The organism is Streptococcus oralis ATCC 35037 (genome assembly GCF_900637025.1).
In the GTDB taxonomy this organism is placed as follows: Bacteria; Bacillota; Bacilli; order Lactobacillales; family Streptococcaceae; genus Streptococcus; species Streptococcus oralis.
Map to the genome: position 1 here is coordinate 1,843,900 of NZ_LR134336.1, position 13,010 is coordinate 1,856,909.

Sequence of the window (13,010 nt, forward strand, 5' to 3'; positions counted from 1 at the left end):
TTTAAATTTTAACGTTTTAAATGTAAAGGTGTGATTCTGACACGAATCGGTGAAACTAAAGCGCGCTCCTTAACGAATATCCAGGTAATCCAAGACTAATTCACAGAACATCATGTTGGCCCAAGAAAACCATTCACGTGAGTAAAGCGTTGGGTCATCCACGTGGAAGCTTTCGTGCATGACACCTGTACCACCGTCGCAGGCAACGAGCTGATCCAGCAAGAATTTCTTCTCTGCCTTATCACTTGTTGTCAGGCCTTGGATAGAAAGGGCAATCGGCCAGATATAGCGATAGAAAGTATGAGAACTTCCGAGACCACTAGCATATTCACCTTGGTAGAAATATGGATTTTCAGGGCTCAGAATGGTCCGACGAGTTGCTTGGTAAACCTCATCGTCAATGTCGCAGTAGCCCAGATAAGGCGCAGCCAACAAACTTGGTACGTTTGGATCATCCATGATGCTAGCATTTCCTAGACCATCCACTTCAAAGGCGTAAATCTTTTCACCCTTGCTGTTGGAGGTATAAGCGTAGTTTTCGATTCCTTCTTGGATCTCTGCTTGCAGACGTTTAGCGTCTGCGATGATGTTTTGGCTATCAGCTAGATCTAGTTCTGCAAAGATTTCTTGGACATACCCCAAGACAACGACTGCAAACATATTGGATGGAATCAAATAGCTATACTGACAGCAGTCATCACTTGGTCGGAAGGCTGACCAGGTCATACCTGTCAGGGCAAAGTCAGGTCCAAAGCCATCATTTACCAGAGTATCTTCCTTGCGGTCTGTATCGCGGACAAAACGATATGGAGAGTTGTTGTGGTCCTGCTCTACCGTCCAGAGATGAAGGATTTCCTTGGTCGCAGCGACAAAAGTTTCATCAAACTGACTGGTTTCGCCAGTCTCTTTCCAAAGGAGATAAGCCAGCTGCAAAGGATAGCAAAGCGAGTCCACCTCATACTTGCGCTCCCAGATCCAACCGTTAAGGTCGGTGTGGTCAGTCTCATGGTGACCCTTCCAGTTTTCCTCAATGTTAAAGGAGTTGGCATAAGGATCCTTGAGCACCAAGGTCATCTGACGCTTAACCAAACCTGCAATGGTCTGACGCAGGAGAGGATCTCTTTTAGCCACATGAAGGTAGGGTCTGAGTTGGGCTGTCGAATCCCGAAGCCACATGGCAGGAATATCCCCAGTGAGTACAAAAGTTGAGCCATCTTCTAAGATTTCAACTGTATTATCCAAGGTGTCTGTGTAGCAACGCTCGAAGACATCCACCCACTCCGGATGGTCCTTGGCCCGCTCTGCTACTTCGTCCAGCCATTCTCTAACAATTTCTTTCGAATAAATCATCGTGCAGTTTCCTCTTTCAAACAAGTTTCATGTTCAGTATAAAAAAAATCACCCCTAAAAGATATACACAAACTAAAGTCGTTTTGAAACAAACTTATGAAAAAAAAGCTGGGATTCCCCCAACTTTTCTATTCACTTTTCTTTTCTTCGTAAACCTTATAACCTTCGGTAGCCAGTTCAGCTTTTAGACCTTCTAAATCTTTTGATCCCCAGCTTGATACTTTAGAAGCAGCATCAAGATCCAGATTATTGTCCTTCAAAAGGTAAGCTTGATAACCATAGTATTTGTAACGAACTTCTTTTGAATTGCCACTTGACCAAGTTACTTTATAAACTGTTATCAACGAAACTTTTCCATTTGATTTTTTATTCTCTTCTGGGATGACTTTCAAATAACTGCCTTGCGACTCTAAAGTGTAGGTGCTAAAGGAACTATTTTGATTTTCAGACTTGCTATAGTCATCATTCTTTTTCAGAAGATCCGCAAAGTTCTTCACATCTTTTAAGTCTTTCAACCCTTCAACAGTCACCTCGACCTTATTGTTGTCAACAACTTTTCCTTTTGATTTTAACTCATTGATATAGGTCACACTAACAGTAAGAGTAACTGTATCTCCGTTCTTCAAGTTTGTCGGACGTTTGTTATCTTCAAAGTTGAAATAGCCGTCTTTATTAGGATTTTCTGTAATAGACGCTATGCCATACCCATTAAATCCAGTAAATGTCACAGGAGTTTCTTTGAGCAAATCAGCCGTTGATACCTTCTCATATTCTTTCAAGTTTTCAACTTTGAAAGTTTTCTTTTCAGCTTTAAATGGTGAGTTTTTTGAGCTTGTTGTTACAGTGAACGTAACTTCATCCCCATTTTTGAGACCATTTGTTTTGTCAAATTCATAATGGACACTACTAATCATCGCTTCTGCTTGTATCAATTTAGACGCCAACTTGCCATCTCTTGACACCTCTGCGTAAATAATAGAATCTTTTTTAGCCAAACCAGCTGCCTGATCTTTATTAAAGCCTACTTTTTGGTATGCTATTTCTGCTACTTTCTCAGCAATATCTTGACTATTATAAGTTACCGTTCCAGATTCTTCATAACCTGAGAACTCAACTTTAACGTCGCCAATCAAGCTTTTTGGTTGTGACTGGATAACATTGTATCCCACAAATGCCACAATAATAACGGCTACTGCCACAAGAGCTGCAATGATTTCTTTGCGTTTCGTTGCAAACAGTCCTTTGGTTTTTTCAACTACTTGTTGAGCTGAAGCCGCAGCTGAAGCTTTTGCATCTTCTTTCTGTTCTGATTTAGAATCTTTCTCTTCCACCACTTCTTCAGATTGGTCATCTTTTGCTTGCTCAGAAGCAGTTTCTTCCACAGTTTCTGGTTCTTGAGTAGCAACTGACTTCACATCCTCTACAGGCGTGTTTTCAACCTTCTCTACAGATTATTCGTTATTCACATTATTTACCGAATCACTCATAAAAAAAATCCCCTTTTCTTTTTTATTGTCTCCATTCTAACAAAAGAATGAATATTTGTAAATTATTAACCGAAATTTATAGGGGCATTCACTTTTTAAAATTCGGTTATTGGCAATTTCATGTTATACTAAACAAAAACTCCAACAGAAAGCTTTTTTATGAAAACACTACTTGAAACCATCGATACCCGCTTTGGGACTGCCAGCAAACACGCCTTTTCTCGAGGAAATACCCTGCCCTACACAGGCGTCCCTTTCGGGATGAATTATTTTGTGCCTCAGACCAGTGACCAGGAGGGAGCTTGGTTTTTCGATCCGCATCTGCCCATTTTTCAAGGGATTCGATTAACCCACCAACCCAGTCCTTGGATTGGGGACTACTCTTGGCTCCTTCTGACACCTGTTACAGGCCAGCTAGGTGGAGACAGCCTCTTTCACCGTCAGTCCTCCTATGATATGGATAAGGCCTCTTTCCAGCCTCATTATCTGAAGATTTTCTCCCTGCGCTATCAGATTGGAACCCAGCTCACACCGACTTGCTATGGCGCTTCTATTCGTTTGGAGCAAAAGCAAGGCAAAGCCCTCTCCCTCTATCTTCACACAGCAGATGAACTGACAGTGGAGCAAGTAGATAAGCGGACTCTAGCCCTGCGTCAAGAGGGAAAAACAGAGACCAACAAAAATCCGCTGATACTGTTTACTGCTTTACAAATGAATACGGATATTCTTGCTATCACACAAGAAGAGGGAGACTGGCGAATTGACTTAGCAAGCAGTCAAGCCGAGATTCAACTAGCGACTTCCTTTATTTCTCCTTCTCAAGCGCTATTTAATCTACCTCAAACGGACTTTGATAGCTGTAAAGCAAATGCCCAAGCAAACTGGGAAAATCTCCTCCACCGTTTTGATATCGTGGAGACAGGGGAAGCCGACCGAATCTTCTTTGATCACTGCCTCTACAGACTCTTCCTCTTCCCACAGACATTTTATGAGGTGAACGAGTCAGGGCAGAACATCCACATGGATTTGTCTACTAGTACTGTCAAGCCTGGTGTCCTCTTTAGCAACAATGGTTTCTGGGATACCTTCCGCACCACCTTTCCCCTCTTTGCCCTTATCATACCGGAACACTATCACCGCTTTCTAGAAGGTTTCCTCAATAGCTACCGCGATACTGGATTCCTTCCAAAGTGGCTGGCTCCAGACGAGCGTGGTATGATGCCTGGTACCCTTTTAGATGGTATTATCGCAGATAGCGCCTGCAAGGACATGGCTCCTGACTTGGAAGAAGAACTCCTCCAAGCTATGCTGGAGACAGCCACCAAGTCCGACCCTCTCGGCATCAATGGTCGCCACGGACTAGCCCAATACCAAGAATTAGGTTATCTTTCTACCGACCACCACGAAAGTGTCAGTCACACCCTTGACTATGCCTATAGTGACTTTTGTATCGCCAGCTGTGCCGAAAAACTAGGTCAGAATGACATCGCGAAAACTTATAGAACTGCGTCTCAAAATTACCGTCATCTATTTGACACTGAGACAGGCTACATGCGTGCGCGAGATAGCCAAGGCAACTTCCGCCCTGACTTCTCTCCTTATAGTTGGGGACGCGACTACGCCGAATGCTCTGCCATTCAAGCGACCTTAGGCGTCTTACATGATATCCCAGGCTTAATCCAGCTTATGGGTGGAAAAGAAGCCTTCAGCCACTATCTTTTGAAAGCCTGTCAGGACGCTCCTCTCTTTGAAACCACCGGCTATGGTTACGAGATTCATGAAATGAGCGAGATGGCAACAGCTCCCTTTGGACAACTCGCCATTTCCAACCAGCCTAGCTTCCACATCCCTTATCTCTTCCACTACAGCGACTACCCTGACTACACTGCTCTACTCATCAAAACCCTCCGTCAGAAAGCCTTTCACCCAAGCTGGCAAGCCTATCCTGGCGATGAGGACAATGGCAGTCTCTCGGCTTGGTACATCTGGTCGACTCTGGGATTTTATCCGACCTGTCCAGGAAAATCAAGCTACGACCTCGGAATCCCTCTCTTTGACCACCTCCGTATCTACCTGGCTAAGGAAAATAAATGGCTGGATATCCATGCCGAGCAAAACTACAGCCATTTCAACTTTGTCAAAGAATGCCGACTGGACCAGACCCCAGTATCTAGCATTCAACACCAAGACCTCTTGAAAGCTGAGCAACTGACCTTCACCCTCAGCTGGCTACCAAATCACTCCTAACCAAAAGAACCTTTGCATCGCGCAAAGGTTCTTCTTTTATGAAACTTGGACCTGAAGCTGGTCAACCAGCTGCCCATCTACCGTCAAATTCAGATAAAAATCTAAGCTTTTATCTCCTGCAAAATACAAGGTTGGTAGCGTTAGCCTTTTTTCAGTCTCGCTAACTTGAAACGCAAGGACTTGAATCTCGTCCCGATAAGCGACACCATGCACACCCGTCCCTGGTTGAATCGAAATCTTAGCTTCTAAAGGACTGCTAGATTCTATGCGTTTCACTGTAAAGTGGACATTTTCTCCCTTGATCACAGCTAGACTTTTTTCTGAAAACTCTAGTTGCTGAACAGCTTCTTTTTTCGACAAGGTAGGTGTTTTATAGAGTGAAATTTTGGTCAACAAAGGCAAAGCCTGTGCCTCTGTAATGGTCACGCGTATCTTCTGCGCCTCAACGACTGATCCTCGTAAGAGACGTTTGTAGCCAACAGTATAACCAGAGCCAAACTCCTGCCAGGCACCATCCAACTCTACCTGAACATGGAAAGCAGCGATGCGTTGCCCCAACTTCAAATCTTCTCTCAGCTCGATCACATCAAAAGTTTTAGGTGCCCCTAAATCGAGCTCTAATTGGATTGGCAACTCTGCATCACTTGACCAAGAACTAGCCTCCAGTCCATCTGTCAGATGATGACAAGCAAAGTCTGGTGATAGAGCAGGACCAGATACCTTGGCTCCCAAAGCCAAATCCTCTTTATAGAACTCGTCACGGTAGACAGCAAATTCATAGAGACGCTGAATATCCTTTTCGTCAAAGAGTCCATCTTGGTTTGGAGGAATATTGAGTAAGAGAGGTGTACCCCGACCCACCGAGTGAAAGTAGATTTCGACCAATTCCTCAAGAGACTTGGGATCCTGATCCTCATGGTAAAACCAGCCTGGCCGAAGAGAAACATCTGCCTCACCGATTGAAAACAGCGTTCCCGAGGGGTCTCCGTGCTGCAGGTAATCTAATTCCGCTTCTGTCCCCAACTGGTCTGGCTTGACTTTTTGCCACAAGGGGTCCCCTGCATAGCCTCGTTCATTTCCAATCCAGCGAATACTAGTTCCCTCAGTGGAGAAAATCAAACAATCGCCCTGCAAGTCACGAATGGTTTCAAACCAGGTCTCAAACTCATAGTTGACCTTCTGGGCCCCTTCTCCTCGAGCACCATCCATCCACACCTCAGCGAACTTACCGGCATTCCCATAGGCAGGATTTGACAAGATTTCCTTCAATTGAGCCAGATAGTAGGCATTGTAGTCTGCTTCTCGGTCCACATGATAGAGGGGACTATGGGCATCCCAAGGAGATAAATAAACTCCCATATCCATGTCAAACTCAGTTACAGCTTTGGAAACCTCAAGGAGCAAGTCCCCCTTTCCATCCCTCCAAGGGCTAGCCTTGACCGAATAATCTGTATGTGCTGACGGATAGAGCACAAAACCATCGTGGTGCTTGACCACCAAAATCAGCTTTTTAAAACCCGTTTCTTTGAGTACCCGAACCCATTCACGCGCATCCAACTTGGTCGGGTTAAAGCGTTCAGGATCCTCCTGTCCAGTCCCCCATTCCTGGTCATAAAAGGTATTAGGACCAAAATGGATAAAGGCAGCTAGTTCATCCTCTAAATAATCCAGCTGGGCCTGGCTTGGTAATGGTCCATGCGGTTTTATTTTCGTCATCATCTCACATCTCTTTCTCTTGTTCACAAAGTTATCCACAAGTTGTGGATAAGAAAACATGCCTAAAAACTAGTTTCTCCAAAATCCAGCTCTTAGACTTGGAAGCCTTCACGCTAAACACACCTTTGCCAAATGCCTCTGTACTAGGGTTTATACTAGCTTTCCAGAAAGTCACTAATATACGAAACTATTATCAGGATACTTCAACTCCCTGAGTTGTATGTCATTTCCCCCTAGACTTATCCACAGACTGTGAATAAACTAGTGTTCCAGACCGCTCTCTCCTTGACTATAACAAAAAGCGATAGCAGCGTCAATATGACTAAGATTCCTTCCTAAATCCCCTGAAAAGATTCTATAATTTGTACAATCGTAGCTTTTGCATTCGCCAGCTAGTGAGAATCAGCCAGTAGAAAATGACCTCTTTATCACATTGTGAACAGCACAACTGTGGTACTATAATACCTAACAACCTAATCATTTCCAGCAAAAAATCCCGCAGATTTGCGGGATTCTCTCTTGCATCAATGCGCTAACATTTCTTGGGCGATTTCTTGACCAGATAGGTTATCTGGGTAGTAGGTTGGCCAGTTATCCATTTCTTCAAAGAGGGCTTCTTGGCTTGTGCCTCCAAAGAAGATATGGAAATGTTCTGCCTTGACTGGGGCGATATTGTGGTCACTAAACTGAACATACTTGAACTGTCCAGCGTCCGCATCTGTCGCTTCAAAGAGGAAGCGCACACCACGATTGCCTTTCTTATAAGTCAAGATTTTCTTGCCGACATACTTATAGGTGAATTTCTTGCTTTGGCCACCTTGAACAAATTCCATAGTGTTATCCGTGATGTTGATTTTGGTCACATCTGTCTGATAGCCTTTTCTATAGTAAGCCTTATACTCATCCTTGGTCATCTTACCAGTCAACTTAGCCTTGTAGTCAAAGACTTGATCAAAAGTTCCATCCTCAAGGAAAGGATAGACAGACTGCCAGTTGCCAGCATAGTCACTCAAGGTGCGGTCCTTGACATCTGCATCCTCAAAGTAACCATTGTGAACTGTCTTGGTATTTTCTTCCTTCTCTGGTTCGATTTCTGGTCCTTCTTGGTCCGTTGTCTGTTTCAAAGCCTTGAGGTTTTTCTCCATCACGGAGATATAGTCCTCACCAGCCTTGGTTGCTTCTTCTGTTAGACTTTCTAGCGGATTGAGCACGTCTAGTTTGACACCTGTTTCTTTTGAGAGTGTATTGGCGAGGGCTTGTGAAGCATTTTCTTCAAAGTAGATATAAGAAATCTTGTTTTTCTTGATATACTCTGTCAATTCTGCCAAACGTGCTGCTGATGGTTCTGCATCTGGTGAGAGACCTGAGATGGATACTTGCTTGAGACCGTAGTCCAAGGCAAGATAGTTAAAGGCAGCGTGCTGGGTCACAAAGCTCTTTTGTTTCGCTTGAGATAAGCCATCTGTATAAGCCTTATCCAATGCTTGCAATTTTTCAATGTAGGCAGCTGCATTCTTCTCAAAAGTCTCTTTTTTATCAGGATAATCTGCTGACAAGCTGTCACGGATATGCTCTACCAGTTTGATGGCGCGTGCTGGTGAAAGCCAAACGTGGGGATCGTAGTCGTGATGGTGACCCTCACCGCCATGATCATGCCCTTCCTCTTCTTCCTCACCACCTGGCAAGAGGAGCATATCACCTGTTGCCTTGATGGTTTTCACTTTTTTCTTATCCAAGGATTCTAGCAATTTTGGAACCCAAGTTTCCATATTTTCATTTTCATAGACAAAGGTATCTGCGTCTTGGATTTTGGCAACTGCCTTGGCAGACGGTTCGTACTCATGGGGTTCTGTACCAGCACCGATTAGAAGTTCTACATTAGCAGTATCTCCTGCGACTTGCTTGGTAAATTCGTAGACAGGGTAAAAGGTTGTCACGATATTGAGTTTCCCATTTGCCTGTTTTTGATTGGAACAAGCCACTAAAAACAGGGCACATAGACTAGCTAGTAGTAAGCTCAGTTTTTTCATTTCATTCTCCTATTTGATAAAACGTTTCAGTAGACTGACTAACAAAAAGACAGCTACAAAGATAATGGTGATACTAGCGCTGGCAGGTGTTTCTGCGTAGTAGGAAATGTAGAGTCCTGCCACCATTCCCAAAAAACCAATAGCGCTGGCTAGTAACATAACGGATTTGAAGTTTTTCCCCAGACGAAGGGCAATGCTAGCTGGTAAGACCATAATGGTCGACACCAAAAGGGCTCCTGCAGCTGGAATCATAAGGGCAATGGCCACCCCTGTCACCATGTTAAAGAGAATAGACATGGTACGAACTGGCAAGCCATCCACAAAGGCCGTGTCCTCATCAAAAGTCAGGATGTACATGGGACGTAAGAATAAGAAAGTCAAGAGCAAAACGACCGCAGCAATGGCAAAGAGGAATAGCACCTGCTCCTGGCTAATGGTCACAATAGACCCAAAGAGGTATTGGTCCAAACTCATGGAGCTCGAACTTTTCCCCTTACTCATGACAATCAGAGACACTGCAAGTCCTGTTGACATGAGGATGGCAGTTCCGATTTCCATAAAGTTCTTATAGACTGTCCGGAGATACTCTAGAAAGACCGCAGCAATCAAGACGATAGCAATGGTTGAAATAGTTGGAGAAATTCCCAAAACCAGACCAAAGGCTACCCCTGACAGAGAAACGTGACTGAGGGTATCACTCATGAGACTCTGACGACGTAAGATAAGGAAGGTCCCAAGAACTGGAGAAAAGAGACTCATGGCAATGACCGCCAAGAAGGCACGCTGCATGAAGTCATAAGATAACAAACTAAGCATGGTCCACCTCCTGGTCGCTTTCGTGAACGTTGAAACAACGCCACGGCGAATCTTGGTTACGAACCAGATGGATGTTGCGATCCGCATAGTCCTTGACCTCCTCAGGGTCATGGGTAATCATCAAAACAGCCTTGCCATGATGGTGAGCACTATGGTGCATGAGTTCGTAAAATTCATTTTTGCTTCCTGCATCCATCCCTGTCGTCGGCTCATCCAAGACAAAAATATCTGGGTCAGAAGCAAACATCCGGGCAATCACTGCTCGTTGCTTTTGCCCTCCCGAGAGGGAGCCAATTCGTTTGTCACGGTGTTCCCACATACCAACTGAGTCTAGACTGGCCTTGATATGCTCCTCATCATGGGCGTTCAAGCGACGAAACCAACCCTTTCGCGGATAGCGACCCGACTTGACAAATTCATAAACCGTACTCGGAAAACCAGCATTAAAACTGGCAATCTGCTGGGGAAGATAAGCTATCCTAAGCTTTTTCCCATGAGTATTTGTCTTTGAGATGGTTACCTTACCAAATCTTGGCTGCAAGATGCCTAGGCTCGCCTTGATAAGCGTTGTCTTGGCAGCTCCATTTTCACCAGTCAGGGTGACAAACTCCCCACTATCAACACTGTAGTTGATGTGCTCGAGGACAGGTTCTTTGTCATAATAGAAAGACAAGTCCTCTACTGTAATATACCGCATTATTTGATTTCTCCTACTAAAGCAGTTAAAAACCGCTGGATAACTTCTTGTTCATTTGGAGTAAACTGACTTGCCACTTGTTCATAGGCTAAGAGCGTGTGTTCATGATGATGGTGGTGTTCCTCTGCCACTGGTCGAGCTAGTTCTGTCAGTTGGTAAAAAATCACACGCGCATCCTTTGGATCTCTAGATGTCTCTAACATACCCTCTTTGACCAAAGATTTGATAGCCTTGGTCACTGCTGCCTGACTGACGTTAAGACGACGGGCCAACTCCGAGTTGGTTAGGGATTCTTCTGACAAGAGCATGAGGATGTGTTCCTGAGTGTTGGTCAAGGCAACGTCACTCGTGCAATGCCCAATCAGAATTTCATGCTGGTTCTCAGATCTCAAGATCACCTCATTTAAAAAGTTATCGATTTCCTGTGCAAGCTGTCTCATGTGTTACTCCTTCCCTAGCTATCTTTTTCGTAAAAAATAGAGATAGTCACCGATTCTTTACTGGTTAATTATATCATAAACCAAAAAAGAGTCAAGGGAAAAAGGCGTAAAAACGTTTCCCTAGACTCTTCTAGATATGAAATTTAACCTATTTTTGTTTTGGTTTTCGGCTCGATAAGATACCTGCCAAACCAGCTACCATTCCCATCAAGAGCAAGAAGATGGATTGTTCGCTTCCTGTATTTGGGAGGGCCTTTTCTGAGACAACTGCCTTCTTGCTAAATTGACTTGCCACCTCATAAGTCAATGGCACATTTGTAGTCGCATCATTAGCAGCCGCATTCGTTTGAGGCGTTTCTACTGGCAGACTAAAAGTTGTAGAATCCACAGAAATCGTCCGTGAGTTCGGATTGATCTTTTCATACTGGGTCAAATCAGCAGTTTTCAGATACTCTTCAAAGGCTGCATCCATAGATGGGCCTTCTTCACGAGCGCCACCCAACATCGTGTAGCCATCACCACCCGCAGCTAGGAAATCATTGGTTGCAAGATAGTACGTTTTTGCGAGGTCCAGAAGATCATAACGACCAGTTGTACGGTTTTTGACCTGGATGGCCAAGACACGTTTGCCTGATGGTAGGTTGGTATCATAGTAGACCTTCACACCTGAAACTTGCAAGAAACCACCACTTGGCTCCAACAATGGTTGCCCGTTCTCATCCAAGACCTTCTTGCCATCCTTATCGACCTGCAAGATAGATCCGAGTGATTTTTCAAACATATCCAAGACTTGTTGCCCCGTCACTTGGATTTGTGAGATGGTATTTCCAAATGGAAGAACGGCAATGACATTTCCTTTAGTGATCGGTTTGCCTTTTGCAATAGTTTCACGCAAGCCACCGCCATTTGTCACAGCGATGTCAGTCGGATGGCTAAATCCTGTTTGACCATACTGATAGAGCGAGTCTGCCACGACGTTTCCGAGGTTGGTTTCACGGACCCGAACATTTTCACGATCACCGTTGAGTTCTACAGGGCTGTTTGAGACAATCTCAACCGCATTTTCAGCATCGTATTTTTGTTTAATGTCTTTGACTAGTTTTTCAACTTTTGGATTGGCTGGTAATTTTTTAGCATCAGCAGCCGGAATCTGAGTTGGATTGCCCAAAAGCTGACGGGATTTGTAGGTGATTTTCCCTACATTGTGAAGGTAGCTTCCCGTCTGGTTATAGGTAACATTATCTCCATAAGTCGTTGATTCTACTGTATGAGAGTGACCGTCGATTACTGTTACGCGTTTCCCTTTCAAACGAGGATTTTTAGACAAGGCTTCTGCCAAGGTTGAACCACGCCACTCGACTGGAGTTGTGGTATCTACACCCAAGTGAGCGAGCACAACATAGTGTTTGTAGTCCTTGCCTTCTGCACGCGCCTTAGCTTGAACTTCTTCGATGACCTTATTGACTTCAGAGATTGGATCTGTAAAAGTTACCCCTTTGACATTTTTAGGGTGAGTTTTGGTAGCTGTTTCAGGTGTTGTCACGCCGATTACAACAAACTCATCACCTTCCACAGTCTTATCTTTATCAACGATTGTAGAAGCTTCAAAGAGACGAGCACCATTGACGTAGGTATTTGAACTAAGTAATGGGAATTTCAAGATTTCCTTGTATTTCTTAGCTTCGTCTAAACCAAAGTCAAACTCATGGTTTCCTACTGCCATGGCATCATACTGCATCTGATTGAGAATTTCAGCACGCGCTTCACCCTTCGTAGAGTTGGAAATCGGCAAACCTTGGAAAGCGTCTCCCGCGTCAACAACCAGAGTATTTTGATTTGATTTTGCACGCTCCTGCTCAATGACAGTCGCTAACTTGGCATCTCCAATTACTCCTTTTTCCTCTACAATACGACCATGGACATCATTAGTGTGTAAGATAACGGTGTCCTTTTCTTCGCTTTTAGTAGATTCAGCAGGAGCTGACGGAGCTTCTGCAGGTGCAACCGCTTCTGAAGTTGCCGAAGTTTCCGGTACTGCAGGGCTCTCAACAGGAGCTGGGGTCGCCGACGTAGCAGGAGTCGCTACGACAGCTGAACTTTCTGCAGAAGTTGTTGCTTCTTCAGCGTATACTTGTCCAGCTAAGAAGGCTGGAGCTAACAGGGCTGTCGATAAGACAGGTAACAAAGAACGTTTGTTCATTTTAAAATCCCTTTCTTTTCTTTTTCT

Annotated in this window: 9 protein-coding genes; 1 reads left to right on the plus strand and 8 read right to left on the minus strand. The window is 44.4% G+C overall.

Annotated elements, in window-relative coordinates; all coding sequences use genetic code 11:
* Nucleotides 1–69 precede the first annotated feature (69 nt).
* The gene (locus tag EL140_RS09185; RefSeq protein ID WP_000640535.1) at nucleotides 70–1,350 is read right to left on the minus strand and encodes a glycoside hydrolase family 125 protein; all 1,281 of its coding nucleotides are present in this window, start codon (nucleotides 1,348–1,350) and stop codon (nucleotides 70–72) included.
* Nucleotides 1,351–1,478: 128 nt separating this feature from the next.
* The gene (locus tag EL140_RS09190) at nucleotides 1,479–2,765 is read right to left on the minus strand and encodes a hypothetical protein (RefSeq protein ID WP_000843535.1); all 1,287 of its coding nucleotides are present in this window, start codon (nucleotides 2,763–2,765) and stop codon (nucleotides 1,479–1,481) included.
* A 231-nt stretch (nucleotides 2,766–2,996) separates the two neighbouring features.
* Between EL140_RS09190 and EL140_RS09195 the strand changes: the two genes are divergently transcribed.
* Nucleotides 2,997–5,084, plus strand: a complete 2,088-nt coding sequence (locus EL140_RS09195; protein ID WP_000854335.1) for a GH92 family glycosyl hydrolase — start codon at nucleotides 2,997–2,999, stop codon at nucleotides 5,082–5,084.
* 36 nt (nucleotides 5,085–5,120) lie between these two features.
* On the opposite strand, the gene EL140_RS09200 is transcribed toward EL140_RS09195, so the two are convergent.
* The 6 genes from EL140_RS09200 to nt5e form a co-directional block, all read right to left on the minus strand.
* Nucleotides 5,121–6,800, minus strand: a complete 1,680-nt coding sequence (locus tag EL140_RS09200; RefSeq protein WP_002875295.1) for an alpha-L-fucosidase — start codon at nucleotides 6,798–6,800, stop codon at nucleotides 5,121–5,123.
* Nucleotides 6,801–7,324: 524 nt separating this feature from the next.
* On the minus strand, nucleotides 7,325–8,830 hold the full coding sequence (gene adcA, locus EL140_RS09205; protein ID WP_000736547.1) for a zinc ABC transporter substrate-binding lipoprotein AdcA: 1,506 nt from the start codon (nucleotides 8,828–8,830) through the stop codon (nucleotides 7,325–7,327).
* 9 nt (nucleotides 8,831–8,839) lie between these two features.
* Nucleotides 8,840–9,646 (minus strand): metal ABC transporter permease, encoded by an 807-nt coding sequence (locus EL140_RS09210; protein ID WP_000950027.1) that lies wholly within the window; start codon nucleotides 9,644–9,646, stop codon nucleotides 8,840–8,842.
* Entirely contained in the window at nucleotides 9,639–10,343 is a 705-nt protein-coding gene (locus EL140_RS09215) for a metal ABC transporter ATP-binding protein (protein WP_001269482.1), read from the minus strand. Before EL140_RS09215 ends, EL140_RS09210 begins: the two co-directional genes overlap by 8 nt.
* The gene (gene adcR / locus EL140_RS09220) at nucleotides 10,343–10,783 is read right to left on the minus strand and encodes a zinc-dependent transcriptional regulator AdcR (RefSeq protein WP_001249328.1); all 441 of its coding nucleotides are present in this window, start codon (nucleotides 10,781–10,783) and stop codon (nucleotides 10,343–10,345) included. Before adcR ends, EL140_RS09215 begins: the two co-directional genes overlap by 1 nt.
* A gap of 148 nt (nucleotides 10,784–10,931) precedes the next feature.
* Nucleotides 10,932–12,983, minus strand: a complete 2,052-nt coding sequence (gene nt5e / locus EL140_RS09225) for a cell surface ecto-5'-nucleotidase Nt5e (protein WP_001042710.1) — start codon at nucleotides 12,981–12,983, stop codon at nucleotides 10,932–10,934.
* Nucleotides 12,984–13,010: the final 27 nt, after the last annotated feature.

Excerpts from the sequence above, each read along its gene's own strand:
- EL140_RS09195 (WP_000854335.1), top strand. The coding sequence starts at position 2,997 with ATGAAAACACTACTTGAAACCATCGATACCCGCTTTGGGACTGCCAGC.
- EL140_RS09210 (WP_000950027.1), bottom strand. The coding sequence starts at position 9,646 with ATGCTTAGTTTGTTATCTTATGACTTCATGCAGCGTGCCTTCTTGGCG.
- EL140_RS09200 (WP_002875295.1), bottom strand. The coding sequence starts at position 6,800 with ATGACGAAAATAAAACCGCATGGACCATTACCAAGCCAGGCCCAGCTG.
- EL140_RS09215 (WP_001269482.1), bottom strand. The coding sequence starts at position 10,343 with ATGCGGTATATTACAGTAGAGGACTTGTCTTTCTATTATGACAAAGAA.
- adcR (WP_001249328.1), bottom strand. The coding sequence starts at position 10,783 with ATGAGACAGCTTGCACAGGAAATCGATAACTTTTTAAATGAGGTGATC.
- adcA (WP_000736547.1), bottom strand. The coding sequence starts at position 8,830 with ATGAAAAAACTGAGCTTACTACTAGCTAGTCTATGTGCCCTGTTTTTA.
- nt5e (WP_001042710.1), bottom strand. The coding sequence starts at position 12,983 with ATGAACAAACGTTCTTTGTTACCTGTCTTATCGACAGCCCTGTTAGCT.
- EL140_RS09185 (WP_000640535.1), bottom strand. The coding sequence starts at position 1,350 with ATGATTTATTCGAAAGAAATTGTTAGAGAATGGCTGGACGAAGTAGCA.